Here is a 24,756-nt window from a genome sequence, read left to right as displayed (position 1 = left end):
GCTAGAACAGCACTACCTGCCGTACGGCGGTGCCGGCGGCAAGCCGATCGAAACCGTCGTTGAGATCTTCCAGCGCCAATGTGTTCGTCAGCAGGCGGTCGACCGGTAGGCGGCCCGCCTGGTACAACGCGATGTAGCGCGGGATGTCCCGGCTAGGAACTGCCGAACCCAGGTAGCAGCCCTTAACCGTGCGTTCCTCGGCCACGAGGCTTACTGCGGGGATCGTGAAGTTCTGCGAGGGATGCGGCAGGCCTACCGTCACTGTGGTTCCGCCCCGGGCAGTGGCCGCGTAGGCCTGTCCCAGTACGGCGCCACTCCCCACCGTCTCGAACGCGTAGTCGGCGCCGCCACCGGTTATCTCGCGCACAGCCTCGACCACGTCGCCAGACGAGGCGTCCACGACGTGAGTGGCTCCAAGGTCCTGCGCCAACGAGAGCTTGCTAGGTACGACGTCAACCGCCACTAGTGGATGCGCACCGACTAGGCGCGCGCCTAGCAGGGCAGAGAGCCCGACGCCTCCCAGTCCGAACACCACCGCGCTCTGGCCGGCCTGAAGTCTGGCGGTGTTCACTACCGCGCCCACCCCGGTCAGGACCGCGCAACCGAACAGGGCCGCGATCTCCGGCGGTAGGCCCGGGTCGATCTTCACCGCGGAACGAGCCGATACGACGGCGTGGTCGGCGAATCCCGACACTCCCAGGTGATGGTTGATCCCGTCGCCCAAGCGTCGTACGCCGGAGAGCAGGGTGCCTGCAAGGTTCGCGGCGGCTCCTGGTTCGCAGAGGGCGGCACGGCCTTCGGCACAAGGGCCGCAGGCGCCGCAGGCCGGTACGAAGGCGAAGGCAACCGTGTCGCCCGGCTCGTACCCCTCGGCCTCACAGGTGACGACGACGCCCGTAGCCTCGTGGCCGAGCAGCATCGGCATCACGCGCGGTCGGGAGCCGTCAATCACCGATAGGTCGGAGTGGCAGAGTCCGGCGGCTTGTACGCGCACTAGGAGTTCACCAGGTCCCGGAGGCGCCAGGTCGACCTCTTCGATTTGCAGCGGCCGGGACTCGGCGTACGGCGCTGGCAGGCCCATCTCCCGGAGTACTGCGCCTCTGACCTTCACGACAGACCTTCCAGGGCCGTACGGATGCTCTTGGGAATTGGTACTGGTCGTCGGTCAGTCCTGGCGACGAAGACGTGTACGAACCGGCCGAGCGCGGCAAGGTCTGCGGAGCCCGCCGGGAAGAGCCCGATCTCGTAGGTGACGCTGGAGTTGCCGAGCTTCGCCACGCGCAGTCCGGCGTCCACTGAGCCCGGGAAGGCCAGGGACTGCTTGAACGTGCACTGCGACTCGACGCACAACCCGATCGCCGTACCGCTGTGGATGTCCAGACCGCCCTGCCGAATCAGGAAGTCGTTGATGACGGTGTCGAAGAAGCTGTAGTACTCGACGTTGTTCACGTGGCCGTAGACGTCGTTGTCCTTCCAGCGCGTACCGATCGCCAGAAAGTGCGGGAACTCGGACCGATCCATCCAGTCACCATAAGGTCGTACAGGTGACCTTCGTACTCATTCCCGGCGCGGGCTGCACCCCGTGGCACTGGCGCCCACTGACGGCAGAGCTGACCAGACGCGGCCACGACGTCGTACCGGTCACCATCCCGTGGCAGGACCCAGAGGCCGGACTAACGCAGTACGTCGACGCGGTGGTCGAGGCCGTCGGCGATCGAACCGACCTGACTGTGGTCGGGCACTCGCTGGGCGGCATCACCGCTCCCCTGGTCTGCGAACGCCTCCCGGTCCGGCTGCTGGTCTTCCTCGCCGGGATGACCCCGCGGCCGGGTGAGACCGTCGGCGACTGGTGGACCAACACCGGGTACGTCGATCCCGGGCCGGGCGACACGTTCTTCCACGACCTGCCAACCGAGTTGGCGGCGGAAGGGCGGCGGCAGCTGGTCGAGGTGAGCGGCGGCGGCATGGCCGACCCCTGGCCGCTCGAGCGTTTCCCCGCCGTACCCACCCGGGCGGTGATCGGGCGGGAGGACCGGTTCTTCCCGGCGGAGTTCCTGCGCCGGGTGACGCTGGAGCGGCTCGGGCTGGTGGCGGACGAGATGCCGGGAGCCCATTTCCCGATGCTCGGACATCCCGTACTACTGGCCGACTTGTTGGAGAGTTACCTGCGCGCTGAACCTACGGGACCGTAACTTACGGTGCCGTAGGGTGGAGGCGATCGCCCGTCGCGCCGAGGAGGACCCGATGACCGACAAGCTGGTGTCTAATCTGCTGCACGAGCTGGAGCCAGTGGTCGAGGACAATCTCAACCGGCATCTGGCCATCACCAAGAACTGGAACCCGCACGACTACGTGCCGTGGAGTGAGGGCCGCGACTTCGCGTTCCTCGGTGGTGAGGACTGGGCGCCGGAGCAGTCCCGGCTCGACCCGGTCGCCAAGATCGCGATGATCACGAACCTGCTGACCGAGGACAACCTCCCGTCGTACCACCGGGAGATCGCGGTGCAGTTCGGCCTCGACGGACCGTGGGGCACCTGGGTCGGCCGCTGGACCGCCGAGGAGGGCCGGCACGGGATCGCCTTGCGCGACTACCTGGTGGTCACCCGTGGCGTGGACCCGGTCGAGCTCGAGACCGCCCGGATGGCCCATATGACCGCCGGGCACCAGGTCGACAAGAACATGCTCGAGGCCATCGCGTACGTCAGCTTCCAGGAGCTCGCGACCCGCGTCTCGCACCGCAACACCGGCAAGGCCACCGGCTGCCCGATCGCGGACCAGCTGCTCGCGCGGATCGCCACCGACGAGAACCTGCACATGATCTTCTACCGGAACCTGGTCAGCGCCGCGTTCGAGCTCGCGCCGAACGAGACGATGCGCGCGGTTACCAACGAGGTGGCCGACTTCTCCATGCCGGGCGCGACGATGGACGGCTTCATCCGGAACTCGGTGACCATCGCGAAGGCCGGGATCTACGATCTGCGGCTGCATCACGACGAGGTGGTGGCGCCGATTCTGCGCAAGTGGAAGGTGTTCGAGCGCGAGGACCTCAGCGGTGACGGAGCCAAGGCGCGCGACGAGCTGGGCGAGTTCATGACCGCGCTGGACGCACAGGCCAGCCGATTCGTCGAGCAGCGTGCCAAGCTCCGCGAACGTCAGGCCGCCCGCGCCAACTGACTCGCTCCCAGGGCCTGAGTAGAGTCGCGGTGTGCAGTTCACTCGCGACCTCACCAGGTTGCTCAAGCGGCCGGATTTCCGCCGTCTCTTCGCCGTCCGGCTGACCTCTCAACTCGGCGACGGCGTCTTCCAGGTCGCCCTCGCGTCGTACGTGCTGTTCTCGCCCGAACGCGCGCCCGACGCGGCCGCGATCGCGGGGTTGTTCGCGGTGGCCCTGCTGCCGTACTCGATCCTCGGCCCGTTCACCGGCGTACTGCTGGATCGATGGTCGCGACGCCAGATCCTCTTCGGCGCCAACCTGACCCGGGCCGCGTTGGTGCTCGTGGTCGCGGGGATCGTGGCGGTGGGCAACGCCGGAGTGCCCTTCTACCTGGCCGTTCTGCTCACGCTCGGGGTGAACCGGTTCCTGCTGTCGGGTCTGTCCGCCGGGCTGCCGCACGTGGTCGATCCGGACGAACTCGTGATGGCCAACGCGGTCACCCCGACGTCCGGCACGGCTTCGTTCATGATCGGCGGTGGGCTCGGCGCGTTGATCAAGCTGGTCACCGATGCCGATCTGATCGTGCTCGGTACGACGTCCGCGGTTTACGTGGCGGCCGCCTTCCTGGCGCTGCGACTCGGACGGCGCCAGCTCGGGCCTGACCTGAACGGGGATGAACCCGGTTTCGTCGAGGCCGTCCGCAGTATCGCCACGGGCCTCGTCGACGGCGGCCGCCATCTGCGCGAACGCCGCCAGGCCGCGCTCGGTCTGGCCGCCATCGGGTCGCTGCGGTTCTTCTTCGGGCTCGTGACCGTCGGGATGATCCTGCTCTACCGGAACCACTTCTACGGTCCGGGCCAACTCGATCAGGCCTTCGGCGCCCTGGCCCTCGCCACCGCGATGGTCGGCGCAGGGCTCTTCGTCGCGGCCCTGGTCACGCCGTGGGCGACCCGCGTGATGTCGTTGCGCCAGTGGATCACCTGGCTGTTCGTGGCAGCCGCGGTGGTGACGGCATTCCCTGGCGGTCTCTACACCCAACCGGCCCTACTGATCGCGGGATTCCTCACCGGCTTCTGCGCCCAAGGCGTCAAGATCAGCGTCGACACGTTGGTCCAGACGGGCGTGGACGACGTCTACCGCGGCCGCGTCTTCTCCTTGTACGACATGATCTTCAACGTCGCCCAGGTATCAGCCGCCGCCCTAGGCGCCGTCGTCCTCCCCGACGCCGGCAAGTCCTACCCGGTCCTCGCCCTAATCGTCCTCGGCTTCGCCCTCACCGCTTTCGCCTACTCCCGCGCATCCCGCACGCGCGTGGCCGTCTGACCTTCTTTTGCCGCGGGCGGCCCCCTTTTTGTCCGCGAGTGGTCAGATCTGGTCCGCACGGCGACCATCCAGGCACCCGCATCCCCGGACCAGATCTGACCACTCGCGGACAAAAAGTAAAGGGGGCCGCCCGCTGGCCAACAAACACAGACGACGCTCGCCCGGCCCCTCAACCAGGCGAGCGTCGGGTTTAGGTGCCGCGGAGGGCGGTGATGGGTTCGATGGCGGAGGCTTTCCAGGCGGGGTAGGTGCCGGCGATTAGGCCGATTACCGCGCCCAGGAAGGGGGAGCCGATCGCCAGGCGGGGGTCCAGGAGTGGCGTCCACTCGTTGATGGCGGAGACGATGACTGTCAGAAGGACTCCGACGGCTGTGCCGAGGAGGCCGCCGAGGAAGCCGACGATGACGCTCTCCACCAGGAACTGGCCGGCCACGTGTCGTCGCGCGGCTCCAAGGGCCCGGCGCAGACCGATCTCGGAGACGCGTTCGAGGACCGAGAGCAGGGTGACGTTGGCAATGCCGAGACCGCCAACGAGCAGGGCGACGGCGCCGAGCAGCAGGAACAACGCGTTCAGATCGGTCTCGACACCACGGCGTACCTGGCCCTGTGCCGGCGGTGCGTCGACCTGTAGCGACTCGGGCTGGTTCGGGTCAATCGCCACCGGTGCCTGCCGGGAGATCAGCTGGGCGGCGCCCACCTGAGTCCGGATCTCCAGGGCATCGGGGGATTTCAGCGAGTACGCGAGCTTCGCCGTACCGTTCGGCATGATCACCGCGTCGAGCAGTTCGGCCCGGCCGCTGACCGAGTCGAGAATGCCGATCACCGTGTACGCCTGGTCGCCGACGAAGATCGCGGGCTGCGAGTCGACCCGGTTGATGCCGAGGCGCTCAGCGGCATGCTTGCCGAGCACAACGACCTTGTCGGCGCGTTTGTCGTGTCCGGCGTCGAAGTACCGGCCGGTCCGCAGCGCTGCCCGGACGGCGTCGAACAGGCCTGGCGATCCCGCGAGAATCGGCAGCTGGTGCCCGTCCTTCTGACCGCTGAGGCCGGCCACGCTGCGAACCAGGTCGTCGCCGACTTGCAGGGTGCTGAACGTCCCGGCGGCGTCGACGCCGTTGAGCCGCTTGATCCGTTCGGGCGCGTCCCAAGGGAGTTCGGTGGCGGCCTGTTCGTCAGCGCGATCGCCGGGTGAGACCACGACCCGGGTGGCCGCGGCGAGGTCGAACCGCTGGGTGATCTGGCCGGCGGCCGTTTGCCCGAGGCCGATCGTGCCGACGAGTGCGGCGATACCGAGCACAGTGCCGAGGGTGGTGAGGATCAGCCGGGTCGGCCGGGCCGCGACACCCGCGAGCGCCTCGTCCAGCAGGTCGCGGACCGCAGGCCCACGCCGTACGCCCGGCTCGGGCACGCGCTCGGGCCTAAGACGCTTGCCCTTGAAAACCCGTCTGCCCTTGATACGCAAAGGCCTCACCATCGGAGAGTCCCGTCGACGATGCGGACCCGACGTTCGGCGCGATGGCTGACGTGGTCGTCGTGGGTGATGACGGCCAGCGTCATCCCTTCCTGGTGCAGCTCGTCGAACAGCTCCAGGATCGCCTCGGCATTACCCGTGTCGAGGTTTCCCGTCGGCTCGTCCGCCAACAGCAGGGACGGTTCGGCGACCAAGGCACGCGCGATCGCGACCCGCTGCCGCTCACCACCCGACAGGGTCGTCGGCGCGAAGTCCATCCGATGACCGAGGCCGACTCGTTCGAGTGCCACGCGCGCTCTGGCCATTCGCTGGCGGCGCGGCACTCCGACGTACACCATCGACAGGGCGACGTTCTCCAGCACGGTGCGATGGTCGAGCAAGTGGAACGACTGGAAGACGAAGCCGATCCGTTCACCACGCAGTACGGCGCGGCGCCGGTCGTGCAGGCTTGAAGTGTCAACGCCGTCCAGGCGGTAGATCCCGTCACTGGGTTTGTCGAGCAGTCCGAGCAAGTGCAGCAAGGTGGACTTGCCTGAGCCGGATGGCCCGACTATCGACAGGTACTCCCCTTCCTTGATGGTCAGGTCCACCTCACGGATCGCCTGCACCTCAGGCGGTCCGCGGAAGACTCTGCGGACTCCGACCATCTCCACCACCGGTGCGGTCATTTGCCCACCACAACCTGGTCGCCCTCGGCCAGCTGTCCACCGACGGGCTTGATCTCTGCGAAGCCGTCAGCCGACAGACCGACCTCTACCCGTACCAACTCGACCTTGCCGTTACGGAGAACCTCTACCCGCGACTCCCCGTCAGGCCCGGCAGAGAGCGCAGAGGTGGGTACGGCGAGCACCTTGCCCTGGGTGCTCTTGACGGGGATGGTGACGCGTACGTTGGCCGATCGCAGCCGTTCGAGCTGCTGGCCGGTCAGGCTCTTCGGACTGATCACCACGTTCCAGCCGTCGTCTGACCGGGTAATCCGGGTCACGCGGGCTGGGATGAGCTTGCCGTCGCCGAGGTCGAGACTGGCGGCCATACCGCCCTTGAGCAGTTCCTTGGTGGCAGCGTCGACCTTGAGCGTCACTACCAGGGACGCGCCGCTGACCGACATCACGTCGCCATTGACCACCGCACCTCGGCTCACGTTCACCTTGTCCACCCGGCGCGGCAGGCTCTTCACGTAGACCACCTCGGACACCGGCAGCGGCGTACCGGCCTCGGCCTGGGCTTTCACCAGTGCGTCGTTCGCGTCGGTCAAACGCTCCTGGGCATCGGCGAGGGCGGACTTCTCGATCGAGATGTCCTTGTCCTTCAGCAGATCCCGGCGCTGGGCCTTGGCGAGTTCGAGCCGGTCCTTCGCCGCGGCGTACGCCTTCGCGTTGCCGCGGGCGGCGTTGAGTTCACGTTCGGCGGCCTCGACCTCGTTGTTCGCCTGGACCAACTGCGCTTCGGTCGGGCCGGCCTGCGCCTGCTTGAGCGTGCGCTTCGCGTTCCGGACGCCGTCCTGGGCCGACTTCACCTGCTGCTTGGCCTGGTCCACGGCGTTCTTGTACTGCTGGTCGACCTCGGGCGCCTCGTACCCCGCCGCGCGGAACAACCGCGCGACGGCCTGACCGGTATCCGAGGTGTAGACACCGTCTACCGCGCCCGGGTCGAACTTCAGCCGGCGCAGCACCTGCTCCAACTGGAGTACGTCGGGCCCGCGCGACCCCGGCCGAAGCGCGCGGTACATCGGTAGTGCGCCGGCCAGCGCGATCACTGGCCGGCCGGTGATCTCGAGAACAGCCTTGCCCTCGTTGACGTACGCGCCGACAGCCGGCACCTTGCCGGTGACGACCGCAGGCGTTCCCAACCCGGCCGTCTCCACCCGCAGGTTGACCGCGCCGTCGAACGACGCGTCACCCCGGGCGACGACCTTGCTGGACAACGCCCGCTTCTCCACCGGCACGGTGATCTGCGAGGCCTTCGGCGGTGCCGTCCGGGCGGCGGCGTCCTCGGGCGAGGCGATCCGGCTGCCCGCCAGAACGCCCACGCCCAGGGCCGCGACCGCGATCGAGGAGACGCTCACCAGCACCCGGCGGCGGGAGCGGGGTGATGGAGTCACTTGCCGCCCTTGTCGTCCGGAGCGTTCTCGTTCGAGGTGCTCTCCTTGTACTGCTCGAGCTGTGCCTTGTTGTCCTTGACGAACTCGGCCTCCAACTCGTACTGGACCTTCTTGTACGCGTCGTCGTATCCGGCCTGGCGGCACTTGAGGTCCTGAATGGCCATCGCGATCTCGTCCTTGCGCAACGCGGCCGCCTTGGCCGGGTCGACGTCCTTCAGCGTCGGGATCTTGATCGCCGTACCAGGCTTGGCCGAAGGCGGCATGCCACCGCCTGTGAGGGCGTCCATCCGCTGATTGATCTTCATCCGGCCGTCTTCGACCTTGCGCAGACCGCTGTGCCCGGCGTCGGCCATACAGTCCGACCACTTCTGCGCCGCCTCGGTCACGCGGGGATCGGACTCGATCCGCTTCCGCAACGTCTCGAGGTCCTTGAAGAGGCTGTCGAACTTGTTCAGGTCCGGACCCTGCTCGCCGGGTTTGCCGTACGTCTCCTCGAACGCCTTGCCCCGGCAGCCCGAGTTCTGCGCGTTCGAGTTCGTCGGGCCGCTGCCGGGCTTGCTGATCACGACGCCACCCTGGCCGCCGGCCATGTCGCCGTCGAGCGCCTTGTCGTACGCCTTCTGCGCCGTCGGGGACAGCTTGCTGCGGAGCTTCTGGTTCGGGTCGTCCGTGTCACCGGTCGCCATCGCGGCGAAGTCGATCGTGCTGATGCCGTACCCGTACTGCGAGGCGAACTTGTCCGGCGGCAGGTCGAACGCCTCATCGAACTTCGACTTCTTCTGCTCGGTCTCCGGCTGGGTGACGACGTACTCGAAACCCTCTTTCTTCATGCACGCCGCGGTCAGCTCGCTGACCTTGCGCTGTTTCGCCAGCTCCTGCTCAGTCGGCTGGCCCGAGCCGCCGACGCGGGTCGCCCGCATCATCACGCCGCCGTTTCCGCCGCTGAACATTTCGCCCATGTATTGCGCCAGCGGGCTCTTACCGTCGCCTGCTGCCGTGTCTTTCCCGGTATCGGCCGGGCCGCTTCCACAGCCGGCAACCGCCAGCAAGGTGAGTACGGCGAGGGCCACCGGCTTCCGTGATCTGTTCATGGGCTGCAGCCTGGCGCCGGGGCTGTGAAGAACCTGTGAAGGAGCTGTTGATCTCCCGTGCTTTTGTCGGCCAAGTGGTCGGCGTCGGAGGGTCGTCGAGTGGCTGCGGGGTCCAGGTGGGTGCAGCGCAAGGCGGAGAAGGAGCCTCGATGCTTTTCCATCGTGGCTTCTTCTCCAACGCCGCGATGTGCCCGCCTGGGCGCCGCAGACGCCGACGAACCTCCGACGCCGACCACTTCTCAGCTGACCTTCATAGAATCCTCACGTTCTGCTGCGACACTCCAAAACGTGGCAGCCAGGATTCTCGTCGCCGAAGACGATCTCAAACAGGCCGAGCTGATCCGCCGCTACCTCGAGCGCGACGGGCATTCGACCGTGGTCGTGCACGACGGGCGCGCGGCGATCGAGGAGGCCCGGCGGCGTGCGCCCGACCTGCTGGTGCTGGACGTGATGATGCCCAAGGTCGACGGCCTGGACGTGACCCGGGTATTACGGGCCGACGGCAACATTCCGATCATCATGCTGACCGCCCGTTCCACCGAGGACGACCTGCTGCTCGGGCTGGACCTCGGCGCGGACGACTACCTGACCAAGCCGTACAACCCGCGTGAACTCGTCGCGCGGGTCCGCACCGTGCTGCGCCGGGCCGGTACGGCGGACGCGGCGAAGGTCTACCAAGTGGGCGAGCTGGTGATCGACCCGATCCGGCATGAGGTGTCACTCGGCGGGCGTCTGATCGAGGTGACGCCGGCCGAGTTCAAGATCCTGGCCTGCCTGGCGGCATCACCCGGGCGCGCGTTCACCCGGCAGCAGTTGCTGGAGCACGCGTTCGGGTTCGAGCACTACGTCTTCGACCGGACGATCGACGTACACGTGATGAACCTGCGCAAGAAGCTCGAGGCGGCGCCGGCCCGGCCGACGTACCTGTTGACCGTGTACGGCGTCGGCTACAAGTTGACCGATGCCATTGCGGGAAAGGCCCGGGCCGATGCGCCGTAGTGTGCTGCTGCGATTCCTCACGTTGTCCCTGGCCGTCGCGCTCGGCGCCGTGATCGCGACAGCCCTGATCGCGACGTACAGCACGTCCGAGAAGCTGCAGGGCGAGATCGACCAGTCCGGCACCCAGCTCGACGCAGACGGCCGGATCTACGGCGACCTGCTGGCGTACGCCGCGGACCACTCCGACTGGTCATCCGTCGGCACCCTGGTCGGCCAACTCGCGAACGAGACCGGCCGCCGGATCGCCGTGACCACCGCCGACGGCAAGGTCATCGCGGATTCGGCCAGGACCCTCGGCACCGCCCCCGAACTGCCCAGCCGGCCGGCGGCGGCGCTCGACATCCTGGAACAGCCTCAGCTCACGGTCTCCGCGGCGGCCGGTGGCAGCATCATGCGACGAGCGGTACCGGCGGTCGGCGCGAACGGCAGCGTCATCTTCAGCGCCGGCAGCACGATCGGATCGCCGTACTGGCGGATGACCGAGGCCGAGCGGCAGCACCGCAAGGCCATCGGCACGGCCGCGGTCGGCTGTCTGCGGGCGAACAGCCACGACGCGGAACTGATCGAGGGGCCGAGCGGAGTCCCCGAGGTCGGCGTCCGTACGCCGGTCAACGAGACCAGCTCCGAATTCACCTATGTCGGTGGTGGCGATCCGCAATTCGCCGCGTGCGTGCCGCAGGAGCTGAGCGCGGCCTCCGCGGCTGCCCTCACGCTGAACACCGAAGAGGTCGCCCGGGCCACGGCGTGCTTGCAGGCGAGAAACGAGCGGTACGACCAGGTCCCCAATCCGACCGGCCTGACCGAGCTCGTGCCGCCGCAGTCGGAGGATCCGTCCGCGAGCAAGGTGAGCGAAGGCTTCCAGGCCTGTACGTCGGAGGCGCGCGCCACGACCTACAAGCCGTACGTCGCACCGCGGGCGCAGTTGTTCCTCGGCGAGGCCAACCGGTTCAACGTCTTCTCCGGCGAAGGTCTGTTGCGTACGACGGCGACGGCGCTCGGCGTACTGCTGATCGCGAGCCTGGTGATGGTCTTCGCCGGCCGCCGACTTGTCCGCCCGATCGTGGCCCTGACCGGCGCCGCCCAGCAGATGGCCTCGGGGCATCGCGGCGCCCGCGTCCCGGTCAGCGGTACCGACGAAGTGGCGCGGCTCGGGCACGCCTTCAACGCGATGGCAGCGTCGATCGAGCAGCACGACCATCAGCGCAAGGCCATGGTCAGCGATGTCGCGCATGAGTTGCGCACGCCGCTCGCCAACATCAAGGGCTATCTCGTTGCCTCGGAAGACGGGGTCGTCCCACTCGACGGGGCGTTGGTCGGCTCGCTGCTGGAGGAGGCCGACCTGCTCGAGCGGTTGGTGGTCGACCTGCAGGATCTGGCCCTCGCCGACGCGGGCATGCTCCGGCTCCATCGCGAACGGCGCGACCTCGCGGATCTCGCCCAGCAGGTCGTCGCCGCTCACCGCCCGAAGGCCGAAGCCGCCGAGGTGGTGCTCACCGCCTCGGCCGAGGGACCGGTCTTCGCGACGGTCGACGGCGCTCGCATTCGGCAAGCGATCGGCAACCTCGTCTCCAACGCACTCCGGTTCACCCCGGCGGGTGGTCGCGTCACCGTCTCCGTGCGTACGTCTGGAGGCCGTGCCACCATCGACGTCACCGACACCGGTACGGGCATCGCGCCCGAGCATCTCCCACGCCTCTTCGACCGCTTCTACCGCGTCGACGAATCCCGCAGCCGCGAAACCGGCGGCAGCGGCCTCGGCCTGGCCATCACCAAACACCTCATCGAAGCCCACCACGGCCGCATCGGCGTAACCAGCACCCCCAACACCGGCTCCACCTTCACTCTGGAACTCCCCTATCCCGGACAGGCGGGATGAAGGCGGCGAAGGGGCTGGTGCGGAACCAGCTTCGGAACTGACGGGTGAGGTGGGGCGGGCCGATCAGCTCGAGGCGGTTGGCGCGGATCGCGGCGAGGTAGCCGATCCGCTTCAGGTGCAGGTCGATGATGGTGGTCGAGTCGGTGCGGCAGACGATGTCCTCCGGATACCCGCTGGGGCGGGTACAGAGTTCCGGCTACGGGCGGCGCAGGATCAGCCAGTAGGCGTCCGCCGGACGGTCGCTCAACTGGAACCGGATCACGGTGGTCTGTGCGGGGATCTGGTCGACGTCGATGAGCTTGAGCGTGGCCCAGAGTACGTACGCCGGGTCGCGGTGAACTGGTTCGATTTCCAGCCACTGGGCGCCCCACTGGCCCATTGCGTCGAGGACCGCCCGAAGAGCCAGGCCCATCTCGGTCGGCTCGTAGGTCACGCCATGGCCGGATGGTTTCACCGTACGCACGAGGACTCCGTGCCGCTCCAAGGTGTCGAGCCGCTGGGCCAGCAGGCGGTCGAGATGCCTGGCGCTCCCTGCCTGATCTCGTTGAAGGTGCGACAGCCGATGAGCAGGTTGCGGACGATGATCGGCGTCCAGCGCTCCGCCAGTAGCTCGGAGCTCCTGGCGATCGGGCAGAACTGACCGTAATTCCGCACCTGCCAGCGTCACCCCGGCGGCGCCGGATGGCAACTTCAGATTTTGATATTGCCCGGCCGCGGAATCGGCGGGGCGTTGAGAGCAGCGGGTCGGGGTTCCACCGGCCCCTTCGGAGAAATGGGGTGGGTCGGATGATCGTGCCGGGTAAGGCGCACGTCGTGACGCCGGGGCAAGGGCGGACCGTGGATCTCGGGGTGGCGAAGATGCGGCTGCGGGCCGGTGCCGACAGCACGGACGCCTTCGCGTTGACGGAGTTCTGGGGTAGCAGCGAGGGCGCCTGAACGGTGCCGCACCTGCATCGCGAATTCGAGGAGTCGTTCTTCGTTCTGGACGGCCGGTTCACGTTCACCGTCGGGGATGAGGCGATCGTGGCGGATCCGGGGACCTACATCCTGGTACCGCGGGAAACGGCGCACACCATCACCGCGGCCGAGGGCGGCGGCCGGTTCCTGACCTTGATGGTGCCGGGCGGGCTGGAGGAGATGTTCTTCGAGCTCGGCGAACTGCCACAGAACGCGATTCGCGACCGAGCCGCCCGTACGGCGATCTCAGCCCGGTACGACTCGATCCCGGTCTGAAGCCGGCACTGGTTCAGACAGACGGGTTCTCGATGAACGTGATCGTGTTGCCATCCGGATCGTTTACCGGAGCAAGCTTCGCGCCCTTGTCGGTCGTGATGACCTCACCAAGCGCGATCTCCCGGCCCGCGAGCTCGTCCGTGTGCTTCTGAAGGTCGTCGACCGCGAAATTGAGAAAGCTCTTCCCTGCCGAGTCGCTGTTCTGGTGCAGCTGAACCCACGCGCTGTCGCTCAGATGCCAGTCCGCCAACCCGGCCATCGGCTGCGCGTCCGCGGGGCGTCCGAAGAGCCGCCCGTACCACTCGAGCGCCACCTCGAAATCCTCCACCGGTACGACGGCCAGGGTCTTGGTGATACTCATCGCGGCTCCCTTCAGGTCGTTCCCCGGCCAGTGCCCGGTCTGCCGGTAATCATGCGGCGCCGACGAAGGCCCTTCCGCGTCATCGGGAAGGGCCTTCGCCTTCAGTTGAGTTTCAGCGCCGGCCGATTGCCGATTAGTGCAACCAACTGTCGAATGACCGCGGCTAGTTCACTTCATAACCAATTGATACGCGATACGGATAGGCGCCTGTGCAATAGGCGTTCGACCATTCCGGGAACTGTTCCCATGAGCCATGGTAGGTCTTCTTGGCGCCCCAAGAATCCTTGCAAACGACGAGCGCTTGATAGACATAGCCTGGGTCGCAGCGCACCGTTCCACCGGGGTGCGGAGCCCCGACCGCATAATATTGCACACACAGTGGAACGTTCGCGGTGGCGGAGGCCGGCCCGGCGACGGCTGTCAATGCGCCACCTGCGAGGACTGCTGCACCGGCGATGGAAAGAATTCTCTTCATAGGAGTGCTCCCTTCTACTCGGTTGGCATCAGCCATGAATCGGAGCATCGATCGTGACCATTGGCGTTGGAGAGTTGCATTCAAGATTCCTCAGCTCATGCACGGAAAGCGCAGCGATATGGCCGATCGCCGATGAGTCTTCAGGGAGCTCCGCGGGGCCGTCAATGAATCCGCGCCAAGTGTGCATCAACCTGCAATTGCCAGTTGCAACTAGCTGCAATTTCTCCGACCGTTCCCAGTCAATTCCCGCGAGTCGTCACGCATTACCCGTCCACTCACGGATTGTCGACACGCGCTGGTCAGAAGGGACCGATGAACGGCGGGCGGTTTCGTGGTCACACGGGTCCGATGATGGGCGACACGCCGCGTCACAAGCGTCCCATGAACGGAATACACCGGCGGGCGCGCGTGTCGGGGGTGATCGGCTAGAGGGGTAGGGCGGATTGGAGGGCGGGGGCGGTGTAGTGGGTGGGGGTTTGTTCGGCCCGGTGGATGAGCTCGGTGATGCGGGTGTTGATGGGGGTGGGGATGCCGAGGTCCGAGCCAAGGGTGGTGATTTCGCCGTTCAGGTAGGCGATTTCGGTGGGGCGGCCGGCTTGGAGGTCTTCCCACATGGAGGAGCGGGCTAGCGGGTCGATGGCGAGCATGCGGGCGGCTAGGCGGCGGAAGAGGAAGTCGGGGAGGCGGAGGATCGTGGGCATGCGGTGGGCGGGGACGGCGGTTAGCTGGGCCGGTTTGATGCCGGCGAAATTGAGTACTGCGAGCGCTTCCGATTGGACTGCGGCCAGGCACAACCGGTAGCCGCGTTGGGATAGCTCGTCGCGGAGCGGCAAGTCCGACAAAGCGTTGATGGGGTTGTTCAGGTTGAGCAGGAGTTTCGCCCATTGGACCGGCAGCATGTCGGCATGCTCGGTGAGGGGCAGACCGGCGGCCGCGAAGGCTGGGGCGAAGGACGACAGCCCGGGCTCGACGTCCAGGAAACCCTCGGTCCCCTGGTGGAAGGCGCCGCCACCACGGTTGAGCACGTTGAAGGGGACCATTCCGGTCACCACTTGATGCCCGGGCAACGCCTCGCGCAACAGAGGCGCGTTGCGCAGGCCGTTCTGGAAGCTCACCACGACCGCGCCCGGCTTGAGCACCTTCGCCAGTTCGGCACCAGCGGTCGCTGTTCCGGCCGATTTCACCGTCACCAAAACCAGATCGGCATCAGCGGCCGCCTCTGGGACAACCTCAAAGCGAACGGCCGAGACCCGCAGGTCCGCACCTCGATAGTCGGTCAACCGCAAGCCGCCCGACGCCACCGAGGCGGCCATGCGAGGGCGGCCGACAAACGTGACGTCACTACCGGCAGCTGCCAGCCGGCCGCCGACGTAGCACCCGATCCCGCCGGCGCCGTACACGCAGATCTTCATAACGCGAGCGACCGAGCCGTGGTCAGCAGGTCCGTCCCCGTAGGCAGAGCCGCGATGATCGGCGTATCCAACCCGTTCGCCACATATCGCCCGATCTGCGCGCGGCACTCTTCCGGCGACCCGTGCACGATCAAGTCGTCGATCACCTCAACGGGCACCGCGGCCATGGCGGCGTTCTTGTCGCCGGCGGCCCACGCGTCCCGCATCGGCTTCATCGCCTCACCACGCCCGAGCCAGTCGTGGAAGGCCGAATACCCCGGCACGGTCAGGTACGTCGCGATCAGGAACCGGCCGATATTGCGAGCCATCTCCGCGTCCTCGGTGACGCACACGAAAATCCGTGCGGCCAGTTCCTTGTCCGGCCCCAACTCCGCCCGCACCTTGCGTACGTCGTCCGCGGACAGCCAGTTCGTGATCGCGCCATCGGCTTCCCGCGCGGCCAGGTGCAGCATCTGCGGACGCAACGCCGCGAGCATGATCGGCGGCGGCACATCCGGCGCCTTCTCCAACCGGAACCGCCGGATCGTGAACGAGTCGAACTCCCCGTCCACCTTCTCCCCCGCGAACGCCGACCGCAAAAAGCGCAGCACGTCGCGAGTCCGGGCGTAAGGCGGGTCGTACGCGATGCCGTTCCACCCGGTCACGATCGTCTCCGAGCTGGCGCCGATCCCGAGCACGAACCGCCCAGGCGCGAGGTCTGCCAACGCAGCCGCGCTCATCGCCAGCGCAGCCGGCCCCCGCGTATGCACGGGCACGACCGCCGTACCCAGGCGCAACCGGTCGTCCCACTCGGACGCGAGCACCAGCGGCGTGAACGCGTCCGCGCCCGCCACTTCGGCAGACCAAAGATCGGTGAACCCGAGCGAAGCCAACTCGCTGATCAGCGAACGGTGCTGCCGGATCGGCACACCGGTGAGCGGAACGGTCAGACCCCAGGCCATGTCAGAGCATCCTCTTCAAGATCGGCAGCGGCATGAACCGCATCAGGTAAGACATCGGCACCCACGGCCAGGCCGGTACGTAGGCCTTGCCCTTCTCCTTGTCGATCGCGTCCACCATCGACCGAACCCCCGTCACCGTGTCGACCATCATCGGCGTCTTGGCCACCTGGTCGTTCATCTCCGACGCGATGTACCCGGGATAGATCGCGCTGACCTTGATCGGTTTGCCGACGAACTCCAGCCGCAGCCCTTCCGCGAGTGCGGCGAGACCCGCCTTGCTCGCGGCGTACGCCGTGATGGTCTTCGGCATGCCACGCATCGCGGACATCGAGCTGATAACCACCAAGTGGCCCGCATTCCGAGCGCGGAACAGCTCGAGCGCCGCCTCGCATTGCGCCGTCGCGGCGACCAGGTTCGTCAGCAGGGTGTCGCGGTTCGCGTCGAACCGGCCGGTGCCGAGCGGCGCGCCCTTGCCGATCCCCGCGTTCACGATCACCCGGTCGAGGCCGTCCAGCTCCTTGTCGAGTGAGCGGAACACCTCGAACACCTGGTCGTGATCGTTCACGTCGAGCGTGCGCAACACCGCCGTGATCGCGGGATAGGCCTTGACCAGCTCGTCGCGCAACAGCTCGAGCCGGTCCGTACGACGTGCCGTCAGCGCGAGGTTGTGCCCTTTGGCCGCGAACTGCCGGGCCATCTCCTCGCCCAGCCCCGAACTGGCTCCGGTGATCAGGATGTTGCGGCGACGCATGCGTACTCCCTATCGGTAGCTCAGTAGATCGGTGCCGTCCAGGTGCCCGTGATCGTTGAAGCTGACGGCGGTGAGACCTCGCCGGCCGTCGACGAGTTTCGTGATCCCCGTGTTGACCGTGACCGGGTTGAGCGTCAGCCAGAGGTCGTCGGTACCCGCGAACAACCGGCCGACCACCGCCGCGATCGGTCCGCCCGAGGTGACGACGAGCGCCGTCTGCCCCTTCTCGAGGGCGGCCGCGGTACGACGTACTGCCGCCTCGGTCCGTTCGCAGAAGGCCTTGAACGGTTCGGCGTACTCCTCGCCCGGGCTGTTCACCCAACGGGCCGTGGCCTCGGTGAACATCTCCTGGAAGGCCCGGGCCGGTTCGAGCGTGCGGGCCAGATCCGCGAGCAGCACCGCACGGCGCTTGTACGCCGGTTTGTGCGCGACGATGACCTGGTCGTGGTCGAACTCGTTGAACCCCTCGTCCACCGTGACCGCGGTGTCGATCCCCGCGGCCGCGAGCGCGATCCGCGCGGTCTTGGCATGGCGTTGCATCGCGCCGGAGACGACCAGGTCCGGTTTGATGCCACGCGCGGCCAGAGCCTCGCCCAGCCGTTCGGCCTGTCGCTCACCCTGGGGTGACAACCGGTCATAGTCGCTCCGACCGAACGACGCCTGCGCGTGCCGGACGAGGTACAGAACGCTCACTTAGTTGCCTTTGGCGATTAAACGGCGGCAGCGCCGTTCGAGGTAGTTGACCGGGAACCAAAGGCTTTTGAACCGTGGATTCCGGGTCTGCTTGTGGTGGTAACGGTAATAGATCTGCTGGGCGATCACCGCCAACCGGAACAGGCCGAACACCTCGTAGAACGTGCGGTGCTCGGCGGTCAGGCCGGTCCGCTCGCAGTAGTAGTCGATCACCTCGGCGCGAGTCATCATCCCGGGCAGGTGCGTGGGCTGCCGGCGGAACCTCCGGAAGGCCCAATCGTCGTCGGCCTGGACCCAATAGGCGAGCGAACTACCGAGATCCATCAGCGGATCGCCGAGGGTGGCCAACTCCCAGTCGAGCACCCCGACCACCTTGGCCGGATCGTCCGGTGCGAGTACGACGTTGTCGAAGCGGAAGTCGTTGTGGATCACGCAGATCCGGACGTCGTCGGGCCGGTTCGCCTCGAGCCAGGCCATCACCTTTTCGAAGCTCGGCACGTTCCACGTCTTCGCCTTGCGATAGCGGCCGGTCCAGCCCGCGACCTGGCGTTCGACGTACCCCTCGCCGCGGCCGAGATCGGTCAGACCCGCCTTCTCCGGGTCGACCTGATGCAGCTCGATCAACGTGTCGATGACCGTCTGGCAGAGCCTGCGCGTTTCCGCCGGGGTCAGGTCGACGCCCAGCTCGGAGCGCGGGATGGTGCCGGCGATGCGCTCCATCACGTAGAACTCGGAGCCGATCAACGTCTCGTCCGGGCAGTACGCGACCATGCCGGGGACGTACGGATAGACCGGCGCCAGGGCCTGCTGGATCCGGAACTCCCGGCCCATGTCGTGCGCGCCTTTGGCCTTGGTCCCGCTCGGCGGCCGGCGCAGGATCAGCTCGCGACCGGGATAGCCCAGCCGGTACGTCAGGTTGGACGCGCCCCCGTGGAACTGGTCGAGCTCCGGCAGTCCCTCGGGTAGTTCGGTATGGCCGCGGAGCCAACCGTCCACGGCCGCGACGTCGAACGCGTCCTCGGTACGAACGCTCATCCCTGGCCTTCGGACCGTTCCCTGGCCCGGCGGGCGATCTTGCGCATTTGCCGGTCGTACAACGGGCGGGCGAAGCGCTTGGTCCGCCAGGACATCAACGCGGGCCGGTCCGGGATGATCAGGAACTGGCGCTTCTGGATGCCATCGAGCACGACCTTGGCGATGTCGTCCGCCGTCCGCGGGGACTTCTCGATCAGGCGCCGGGCGACACTGTTCATCTCGGCGTCGTCACCCTGGATCGAGTCGGCCAGGTTGGTCTTGAAGAACGACGGGCAGACCACGGACACGGTCACGCCGTACGGATGCAGCTCGTGCGAGAGCGTCTCGCTGAGCGCGACCACGCCGGCCTTGACCGTGTTGTACGACGACATCATCGGCGGATGCACCAGGCCGGCGGCCGACGCGGTGTTGACGATGTGGCCCGAGCGCTGGTTCTTGAACATCGGGGCGAACGCGCGGCAGCCCCGGACCACGCCCATCAGGTTGATGTCGACGACCCGGTCCCAGGTGGCCAGCGACTCGACGTCGATCCGGCCGCCGGTGGCGATCCCCGCGTTGTTGATCAGCAGATCGAGGCCACCCCAATGCTCAGCACACCACGCGATGGCCTTGTCCCAGTCGTCGGCGTTCCGCACGTCGAGCTGCAGGTACGGCGTATCGTCCGGGCCTTCCGCGGCGATGTCGGTGCGCAGCACTTGGTGGCCGGAGGCAACGAGTTGGCGGACCAGGGCATCGCCCAATCCCGACGAACCACCGGTGACGAGAACGCGGTTCACTGTGCCTCCCGCGAGTAGTTGGCGAGTTCGAGCTTGGCGATAACCCCACGGTGCACCTCATCGGGCCCGTCCGCCAGCCGGAGGGCCCGGGCGGCGGTCCACGCGGCCGCCAACGGGAAGTCGTCGGACAAGCCGCCGCCTCCGTGCAACTGGATCGCCATGTCGATCACGTCCTGCGCCATCCGCGGCACGGCCACCTTGATCTGGCTGACCTCGCTCAACGCGCCCTGCAGACCTTGGGTGTCGAGCAGGTACGCCGTTTGCAGCACCAGCAGCCGGGCCTGGTTGATCGCGATCCGGGCGTCGGCAATCCGCTCGCGGTTGCCGCCGAGATTGACCAGCGGTTTCCCGAACGCCGTCCGGCTGGTGCCGCGCTCGAGGGCGAGCTCCAGGGACTTCTCCGCGAGACCGATCAGGCGCATGCAGTGGTGGACCCGGCCGGGGCCGAGCCGGCCCTGCGCGATCTCGAAGGCACGACCCGGGCCGGCCAGGATGTTCGTGACGGGCACGCGCACGTTGTCGAAGTTGACCTCGCCATGGCCGTACGGCTCGTCGTACCGGCTCATCGCCGGGAGGAGTCGCTCGACCGTTACGCCGGGGGTGTCGCGCGGGACGAGCACCATCGTGTGGCGCGCGTAGCGGTGCGCCTCGGGGTCGGTCAGGCCCATGAAGATGAGGAGCTTGCAGTCCGGATTGCCAACGCCGGTGCTCCACCACTTGCGGCCGTTGATCACCACCTCGTCACCCTCGACGATCGCGGTGGCGGCCATGTTGGTGGCGTCGGAGGAGGCGACACCCGGCTCGGTCATGCAGAACGCCGAGCGGATCGTGCCGTCGAGCAGCGGCTCGAGCCATTGCGCCTTCTGCTCGGCGCTGCCGTACCGGAGCAGCACTTCCATGTTGCCGGTATCGGGCGCGTTGCAGTTGAAGACGTACGGCGCGATGAACGAGCGGCCGGTCAGCTCGGCGATCGGGGCGTAGTCGAGGTTCGCGAAGCCCTCGCCGTACTGCTCGTTGCCCTCTTCGGCCTTGGGCAGGAAGAGGTTCCACAGGCCTTGCTTGCGGGCTTTGGCCTGCAACTCGGCCATCAGCGGCTGGGGCTGCCACGGGTCGTCGGCTTTGCTGATCGCCTCGTGCATCGCGGCCTCGACCGGCTCGATCTCGGTCCGGATGAACTCGTCGACCTTGCCGATCAGCTCCTGGGCCCGCGCGGACGGTTCGAAACCCATGCCTCTACTCCTCAGCTTTTGGCTCGTGCAGCTGCTGTTGACGGTAGCGGCTTGTTGAGCAATGCTCAATAGCGTGCGGCAGCGACTGACAGCCGAAGACCGGCGCAAACAACTCGTGGGCATCGGCCTGCAGATGCTGCGAACGCGCCCGATCCACGAGCTCTCGGTGGACGCGGTGGCGGAAGAGGCCGGCATCTCGCGGACGCTGCTGTTCCACTACTTCCCGAGCAAGCGCGACTTCTACGTGGCGGTGATCAGCGCTGCCGGCCGGCGTCTCCTGCGGGTTACGGCGCCTGATCCGTCGTTGCCGGCCGACGAGCAGTTGGTGCAGATGCTGACGGCCTATGCGGCGTTCGTGCATCGGCGGCGGGCGTCGTACATCTCGTTCGTCCGTGGTGCCGCGGGCGGCGACGTCTACGTGGTCGAGGTGTACGACGAAACCCGCGCCGCCCTGACCGATCGCGTCCTCGGTCTCCTCGGTTCTCCCGAGGCGAGCCCTGCCGTGCGGCTGCGGGTACACGCCTGGCTCGCCTACGTCGAAGACCTCTTCATCGAATGGTCAGGCCTACCCCCCGCCGACCGCCCCGGCACCGCCGAAGACCTCGTCACCCACGCCGTCACCACGCTGCACGCCCTGCTCGGCCTCTAACCCTTCTTGTTCACGAGTGGTCGCATCTGACCGCCTTCAGGCGGCCTGTCACCTGACCGCCCACGGTCCGGCGGTCAGATGCGACCACTCGTGAACAAGAAGGAAGCGGGCGTTCAGTGAAGTGCCAGCGGTTCGTCAGGCGGCGGGGGCATGGTGGGTGGGCAAGCTGAGACCACTAGGGGGAATCGCATGCGTACTCGGGGAGATAACGAAGAGCCGGTCGTCGTCGTGGTGGGGTGGTAGTCAGAGCCACTTCAGGGGGCGCGGGATTCCCGGTTGGGGATCCCGCAGGATGGCGCGCACCTCGTCCGCGGTGAGCGCCCGCAGGTCCTGAAGGATCGCCAGCGCCTCGCGTTGCCGGTCCCGGCCGGGTCTGCCGAGGCTGATCAGGGCCGTGCCGAGGCGCCACAGACAGCCCGCTTCGGCCATCTGGTCGGACGCGGAGCGGATCAGCCTGAGCGCGCGCTCGAACAGCGGTACCGCGCGGGCGGCGTCACCGCGGCGATGATGCAGTTCGGCGATGCTCGCCAGCACCATGCCCTCGTTCTCGGCATCACCGAGGCTATGGAAGAGCGCGAGCGACTGACGCTGGTTGCCGAGCGCCTCCTCGAACGCCTGCTGCTCGGTCAGCACCACCGCGATCACGTGCAGCATGTGCGCCTCGCCGAACGGGTCACCCTGTTCGCGCCGGATCTCCAGCGCCTCCCGGTGGAACGCGACCGCCTCGTCGAGCCGACCGCGCATCGCCGCGGTGGCGCCGAGGCCGAACAGCATGTGCCCCTGCTGGGTCCGATCGCCGACCCGGCGCCAACGGTCCAGCGCCGCCTCGAAGTTCGCGACGGCGTCGTCGAGTTGTCCGGTCAGCCGGTACGACCGGCCAAGGTCGGCGTGGGCGAGCGCGATCACCGGGGTACGCCCGTCGGTCCGCGCCACTTCGAGGATGAGCTGATTGATCGGCACCAGTTCGCGCCAGAAGTGCCGGACGTTGCCGAGACCGTTGAGCGCGGCAGCCAGGCCGATCGCGATCTCCGGGCCGTCGTCGGGCGCGGCCGCCGCCTGCCGGGTGATGGCCAGCAGGTTGCCGACCTCTGCGCCGAGCCAGGCCGAGGCCTCGGGGCGGCCGGTGAGCTCTGTGCCGGATCGCGTCACCTTCTCCTGGGCCAGACCCGCACGGCGGCGACTGGCTCCGTCGTACACGAGTGCGCCCGTCGCGATCCGGATGGTGGCCAGGTAGTGGTGGAGCGCGCGTCGTACGGCGGCTGCGCGGTCGGCCTCGGGGAGTTCTTCCCAGGCGAGTTCGCGCGCGTAGAGCCGGACGAGGTCGTGGATCTCGAACCGGTCGGGCCCGAGGGCTTGGAGCAGTTGAGCGCCCACTAGTACGTCTAGGTCGTCCTCGACCTCTTCCTCGGGCCGATCCGCCAGTGCTGCCACTACGGCAACACTGAGGCTGGGCGTCTCCAGTAGACCTAGGAGCGGGAACAACGCCGCAGCGGAACGGCCTCCGCGTCGTACGTCTCGGCGGAGTTGGTCGAGGCTGAGGGTGAAGCTGGCGCGTACGGCGAGGTCAGCGTGTTCTAGTTCGTCTAGACGTCTGTGGGCTCTGCCGAGGCGTTTCGCGAACAGTGCCGGCGTCCAGTCGTCCCTCGCCGCTAGACGGGCTCCGGCGATGCTGATCGCCAGTGGCAGGCACCCGCAAAGGCGGACGATGTCGAGGGATGCGGCCGTGTCGATCCCTACGCGTTCCACTCCGGCCAGTCGGCTCAGCAGGTCGACGCCTTCGGCTTCACCCAGGGCGTTGAGCCTGACGTGGGTGGCGCCGTCCAGTGCGGTCAGTACGTCCCGACTCGTGATGAGGACGGCACAGCCCGGACCGCCCGGCAGTAACGGTCTGACCTGCGCCGCGTCGACGGCGTCGTCCAGCACGATCAGGAGTCGGCGGCCGGCGGTTAGCGTTCGGAACCGGGCTGTCGCCTCCTCGGTACCAGTCGGGAGCCCCGCGCCTCTGTCGCCTACTGCCCGCAGGAGTCGGTCCAGCACCTCGTCAGGGTTGAGAGGCGTCACGCCCGGTGTAGCGCCGTGCAGATTGACGTACAGCTGGCCGTCGGGGAATTCCTCGGCGACGCCTCTGGCCACCTCTACGGCCAGCGACGACTTGCCGATGCCACCGACGCCATTGATCGCGATGACCGTCAGACGATCTCCATCCCGGCTTGCCCGCAGGAGGTTCGAGATCCGGGTGAGCTCGGCATGGCGGCCGACGAACGTCGGGATACCCGCAGGCAGTTCGGCCGGCCGCGGCTCTCTTGCGGCCGGAAGAACTGGCGGAGCCTGTAGGGCGGACCGTTGTGAAGGTAGATCCAAGGCGGCGTCACCGCGGAGTATGTCGAGCTCCAAACGGCGTAGGTCGTGCCCGGGCTCCAGACCGAGCTCCGCGCGGACGAGCTCGCGTCCTTCGCGATAGACCTGCAGGGCGTCGGCCCGACGTCCAGAGCGGTAGAGCGCCAGCATCAACTGGTACCGGAAGCGATCGCGCAGAGGATGCCTGGCGGACAAGGCCGTCAGCTCCGGGATCGAACGCGTATGCCGCCCGAGCGCCAACTCCGCCTCGAACCGGTGCTCGAGAGTCGCCAGCCGCAGCTCTTCCAGCCGCGCCGCCTCTTCCCGGATTGGCGTGAGCTCGTTGGTCCCGGCAAACGCCTCGCCTCTCCAGAGGTCCAGCGCCTCCTGCCAGAGCTTCGCGGCGTCCTCGGTCATCCCGTCGGCCATGGCCTGCCGCCCAGCCGCGGCGGCCTCTTCGAATCGGTAGACGTCCAGCTCGCCCGGTTGCACCAGCAGGGTGTATCCGGCGGCCGTGTGGCTGACGAGGCTGTCGCTGCCCAGGGCTTTGCGCAGCCGGTAGACGTAGACCTGGAGGCTGTTGCGGGCAGTGGCCGGTGGATCGTCCGGCCAGAGCAGGTCGATCAGGACGTCGGTCGAGACGGCCTGGTTCGGCCGGCAGAGCAGCGCCGCCGTGACGACATGCTGCTTCCCGCCGAGCGGTATCCGCCCAGCGTCACCCTCGACCTCGACCGGTCCGAGCACTGCGTACTGCATTCGCCTCCGGTGCCCTGTAGTGCCGAGTGTTCGATGTTGCTTGAGTGATTGCGGTGTTCAGGTGCGTGCATCGCGGTGCCTGGGCGCCGCAAG

The 24,756-nt window shown here is 67.5% G+C and carries 24 protein-coding genes and 1 pseudogene; 8 read left to right on the top strand and 17 right to left on the bottom strand.

Annotation, left to right across the window (positions count from 1 at the left end; all coding sequences use genetic code 11):
- Window position 1: 1 nt before the first annotated feature.
- Both OG394_RS26465 and OG394_RS26460 read right to left on the bottom strand, forming a co-directional pair.
- Entirely contained in the window at window positions 2-1,111 is a 1,110-nt protein-coding gene (locus OG394_RS26465) for a zinc-dependent alcohol dehydrogenase family protein (RefSeq protein ID WP_328989783.1), read from the bottom strand.
- Complete coding sequence (locus tag OG394_RS26460; protein ID WP_328989782.1) at window positions 1,108-1,521, bottom strand: acyl-CoA thioesterase; 414 nt, start codon at window positions 1,519-1,521, stop codon at window positions 1,108-1,110. The genes OG394_RS26465 and OG394_RS26460 overlap by 4 nt, the downstream gene beginning before the upstream one ends.
- Before the next feature lie 23 nt (window positions 1,522-1,544).
- On the opposite strand from OG394_RS26460, the gene OG394_RS26455 reads away from it, so the two are divergent.
- Genes OG394_RS26455 through OG394_RS26445 form a run of 3 tightly spaced genes read left to right on the top strand, consistent with a single transcriptional unit; the run spans window position 1,545 to window position 4,477 of the window.
- Window positions 1,545-2,192 carry an alpha/beta fold hydrolase gene (locus tag OG394_RS26455; protein WP_328989781.1) on the top strand — a complete coding sequence of 216 codons (648 nt, stop codon included), beginning with the start codon at window positions 1,545-1,547 and terminating at the stop codon, window positions 2,190-2,192.
- Window positions 2,193-2,244: 52 nt separating this feature from the next.
- On the top strand, window positions 2,245-3,174 hold the full coding sequence (locus tag OG394_RS26450) for an acyl-ACP desaturase (protein WP_328989780.1): 930 nt from the start codon (window positions 2,245-2,247) through the stop codon (window positions 3,172-3,174).
- A 31-nt stretch (window positions 3,175-3,205) separates the two neighbouring features.
- Window positions 3,206-4,477, top strand: a complete 1,272-nt coding sequence (locus OG394_RS26445) for an MFS transporter (RefSeq protein ID WP_328989779.1) — start codon at window positions 3,206-3,208, stop codon at window positions 4,475-4,477.
- Between the two features lie 190 nt (window positions 4,478-4,667).
- On the opposite strand, the gene OG394_RS26440 is transcribed toward OG394_RS26445, so the two are convergent.
- The 4 genes from OG394_RS26440 to OG394_RS26425 are packed head-to-tail and all read right to left on the bottom strand — an operon-like array spanning window position 4,668 to window position 9,140.
- Window positions 4,668-5,951, bottom strand: a complete 1,284-nt coding sequence (locus tag OG394_RS26440) for an ABC transporter permease (protein WP_442914232.1) — start codon at window positions 5,949-5,951, stop codon at window positions 4,668-4,670.
- Window positions 5,945-6,616: an ABC transporter ATP-binding protein gene (locus OG394_RS26435; RefSeq protein WP_328989777.1), complete on the bottom strand. Its 672-nt coding sequence runs from the start codon at window positions 6,614-6,616 to the stop codon at window positions 5,945-5,947. The genes OG394_RS26440 and OG394_RS26435 overlap by 7 nt, the downstream gene beginning before the upstream one ends.
- Entirely contained in the window at window positions 6,613-8,049 is a 1,437-nt protein-coding gene (locus tag OG394_RS26430) for a peptidoglycan-binding protein (protein ID WP_328989776.1), read from the bottom strand. Before OG394_RS26430 ends, OG394_RS26435 begins: the two co-directional genes overlap by 4 nt.
- Complete coding sequence (locus OG394_RS26425) at window positions 8,046-9,140, bottom strand: hypothetical protein (protein ID WP_328989775.1); 1,095 nt, start codon at window positions 9,138-9,140, stop codon at window positions 8,046-8,048. Before OG394_RS26425 ends, OG394_RS26430 begins: the two co-directional genes overlap by 4 nt.
- A 288-nt stretch (window positions 9,141-9,428) precedes the next feature.
- On the opposite strand from OG394_RS26425, the gene OG394_RS26420 reads away from it, so the two are divergent.
- Window positions 9,429-10,139, top strand: coding sequence for a response regulator transcription factor (locus OG394_RS26420; RefSeq protein ID WP_328989774.1), 711 nt, complete (start codon window positions 9,429-9,431; stop codon window positions 10,137-10,139).
- Complete coding sequence (locus OG394_RS26415) at window positions 10,129-12,015, top strand: sensor histidine kinase (RefSeq protein WP_328989773.1); 1,887 nt, start codon at window positions 10,129-10,131, stop codon at window positions 12,013-12,015. The genes OG394_RS26420 and OG394_RS26415 overlap by 11 nt, the downstream gene beginning before the upstream one ends.
- Window positions 12,016-12,211: 196 nt before the next feature.
- Here the strand turns inward: OG394_RS26415 and OG394_RS26410 are convergent.
- Window positions 12,212-12,669, bottom strand: a pseudogene (locus tag OG394_RS26410) (winged helix-turn-helix transcriptional regulator).
- A gap of 123 nt (window positions 12,670-12,792) precedes the next feature.
- Here OG394_RS26410 and OG394_RS26405 point away from each other — a divergent pair.
- On the top strand, window positions 12,793-12,951 hold the full coding sequence (locus OG394_RS26405; RefSeq protein ID WP_328989772.1) for a hypothetical protein: 159 nt from the start codon (window positions 12,793-12,795) through the stop codon (window positions 12,949-12,951).
- A 3-nt stretch (window positions 12,952-12,954) separates the two neighbouring features.
- Window positions 12,955-13,248 carry a cupin domain-containing protein gene (locus tag OG394_RS26400; RefSeq protein ID WP_328989771.1) on the top strand — a complete coding sequence of 98 codons (294 nt, stop codon included), beginning with the start codon at window positions 12,955-12,957 and terminating at the stop codon, window positions 13,246-13,248.
- A 13-nt stretch (window positions 13,249-13,261) separates the two neighbouring features.
- Here OG394_RS26400 and OG394_RS26395 read toward each other — a convergent pair whose 3' ends face one another.
- From OG394_RS26395 to OG394_RS26355, 9 genes are all read right to left on the bottom strand, one after another.
- Window positions 13,262-13,609: a VOC family protein gene (locus OG394_RS26395; protein ID WP_328989770.1), complete on the bottom strand. Its 348-nt coding sequence runs from the start codon at window positions 13,607-13,609 to the stop codon at window positions 13,262-13,264.
- 163 nt (window positions 13,610-13,772) lie between these two features.
- The gene (locus OG394_RS26390) at window positions 13,773-14,084 is read right to left on the bottom strand and encodes a hypothetical protein (protein ID WP_328989769.1); all 312 of its coding nucleotides are present in this window, start codon (window positions 14,082-14,084) and stop codon (window positions 13,773-13,775) included.
- Between the two features lie 425 nt (window positions 14,085-14,509).
- A complete protein-coding gene (locus OG394_RS26385) occupies window positions 14,510-15,496 on the bottom strand; it encodes a 2-dehydropantoate 2-reductase (protein WP_328989768.1) in 987 nt (328 codons plus the stop codon).
- Window positions 15,493-16,437, bottom strand: coding sequence for an LLM class F420-dependent oxidoreductase (locus OG394_RS26380; RefSeq protein ID WP_328989767.1), 945 nt, complete (start codon window positions 16,435-16,437; stop codon window positions 15,493-15,495). Before OG394_RS26380 ends, OG394_RS26385 begins: the two co-directional genes overlap by 4 nt.
- Before the next feature lies 1 nt (window position 16,438).
- Window positions 16,439-17,188 (bottom strand): SDR family oxidoreductase, encoded by a 750-nt coding sequence (locus tag OG394_RS26375; RefSeq protein WP_328989766.1) that lies wholly within the window; start codon window positions 17,186-17,188, stop codon window positions 16,439-16,441.
- 9 nt (window positions 17,189-17,197) lie between these two features.
- Entirely contained in the window at window positions 17,198-17,881 is a 684-nt protein-coding gene (locus tag OG394_RS26370) for a histidine phosphatase family protein (protein WP_328989765.1), read from the bottom strand.
- Entirely contained in the window at window positions 17,882-18,916 is a 1,035-nt protein-coding gene (locus OG394_RS26365; protein WP_328989764.1) for a phosphotransferase family protein, read from the bottom strand. It abuts the gene before it with no gap.
- On the bottom strand, window positions 18,913-19,692 hold the full coding sequence (locus OG394_RS26360) for an SDR family NAD(P)-dependent oxidoreductase (RefSeq protein WP_328989763.1): 780 nt from the start codon (window positions 19,690-19,692) through the stop codon (window positions 18,913-18,915). The genes OG394_RS26365 and OG394_RS26360 overlap by 4 nt, the downstream gene beginning before the upstream one ends.
- Entirely contained in the window at window positions 19,689-20,921 is a 1,233-nt protein-coding gene (locus tag OG394_RS26355; protein ID WP_328989762.1) for an acyl-CoA dehydrogenase family protein, read from the bottom strand. Before OG394_RS26355 ends, OG394_RS26360 begins: the two co-directional genes overlap by 4 nt.
- A gap of 73 nt (window positions 20,922-20,994) precedes the next feature.
- Here OG394_RS26355 and OG394_RS26350 point away from each other — a divergent pair, with 73 nt between their 5' ends.
- The gene (locus OG394_RS26350; RefSeq protein ID WP_328989761.1) at window positions 20,995-21,570 is read left to right on the top strand and encodes a TetR/AcrR family transcriptional regulator; all 576 of its coding nucleotides are present in this window, start codon (window positions 20,995-20,997) and stop codon (window positions 21,568-21,570) included.
- Window positions 21,571-21,813: 243 nt separating this feature from the next.
- On the opposite strand, the gene OG394_RS26345 is transcribed toward OG394_RS26350, so the two are convergent.
- Complete coding sequence (locus OG394_RS26345; RefSeq protein ID WP_328989760.1) at window positions 21,814-24,663, bottom strand: AfsR/SARP family transcriptional regulator; 2,850 nt, start codon at window positions 24,661-24,663, stop codon at window positions 21,814-21,816.
- Window positions 24,664-24,756: the final 93 nt, after the last annotated feature.

It is taken from the genome of Kribbella sp. NBC_01245 (assembly GCF_036226525.1).
Lineage (GTDB): Bacteria > Actinomycetota > Actinomycetes > Propionibacteriales > Kribbellaceae > Kribbella.
This window is presented reverse-complemented; position numbering and strand designations above follow the sequence as displayed.

Excerpts from the sequence above, each read along its gene's own strand:
- OG394_RS26460 (WP_328989782.1), bottom strand. The coding sequence starts at position 1,521 with ATGGATCGGTCCGAGTTCCCGCACTTTCTGGCGATCGGTACGCGCTGG.
- OG394_RS26450 (WP_328989780.1), top strand. The coding sequence starts at position 2,245 with ATGACCGACAAGCTGGTGTCTAATCTGCTGCACGAGCTGGAGCCAGTG.
- OG394_RS26440 (WP_442914232.1), bottom strand. The coding sequence starts at position 5,951 with ATGGTGAGGCCTTTGCGTATCAAGGGCAGACGGGTTTTCAAGGGCAAG.
- OG394_RS26435 (WP_328989777.1), bottom strand. The coding sequence starts at position 6,616 with ATGACCGCACCGGTGGTGGAGATGGTCGGAGTCCGCAGAGTCTTCCGC.
- OG394_RS26425 (WP_328989775.1), bottom strand. The coding sequence starts at position 9,140 with ATGAACAGATCACGGAAGCCGGTGGCCCTCGCCGTACTCACCTTGCTG.
- OG394_RS26415 (WP_328989773.1), top strand. The coding sequence starts at position 10,129 with ATGCGCCGTAGTGTGCTGCTGCGATTCCTCACGTTGTCCCTGGCCGTC.
- OG394_RS26395 (WP_328989770.1), bottom strand. The coding sequence starts at position 13,609 with ATGAGTATCACCAAGACCCTGGCCGTCGTACCGGTGGAGGATTTCGAG.
- OG394_RS26390 (WP_328989769.1), bottom strand. The coding sequence starts at position 14,084 with ATGAAGAGAATTCTTTCCATCGCCGGTGCAGCAGTCCTCGCAGGTGGC.
- OG394_RS26385 (WP_328989768.1), bottom strand. The coding sequence starts at position 15,496 with ATGAAGATCTGCGTGTACGGCGCCGGCGGGATCGGGTGCTACGTCGGC.
- OG394_RS26380 (WP_328989767.1), bottom strand. The coding sequence starts at position 16,437 with ATGGCCTGGGGTCTGACCGTTCCGCTCACCGGTGTGCCGATCCGGCAG.
- OG394_RS26375 (WP_328989766.1), bottom strand. The coding sequence starts at position 17,188 with ATGCGTCGCCGCAACATCCTGATCACCGGAGCCAGTTCGGGGCTGGGC.
- OG394_RS26365 (WP_328989764.1), bottom strand. The coding sequence starts at position 18,916 with ATGAGCGTTCGTACCGAGGACGCGTTCGACGTCGCGGCCGTGGACGGT.
- OG394_RS26355 (WP_328989762.1), bottom strand. The coding sequence starts at position 20,921 with ATGGGTTTCGAACCGTCCGCGCGGGCCCAGGAGCTGATCGGCAAGGTC.
- OG394_RS26345 (WP_328989760.1), bottom strand. The coding sequence starts at position 24,663 with ATGCAGTACGCAGTGCTCGGACCGGTCGAGGTCGAGGGTGACGCTGGG.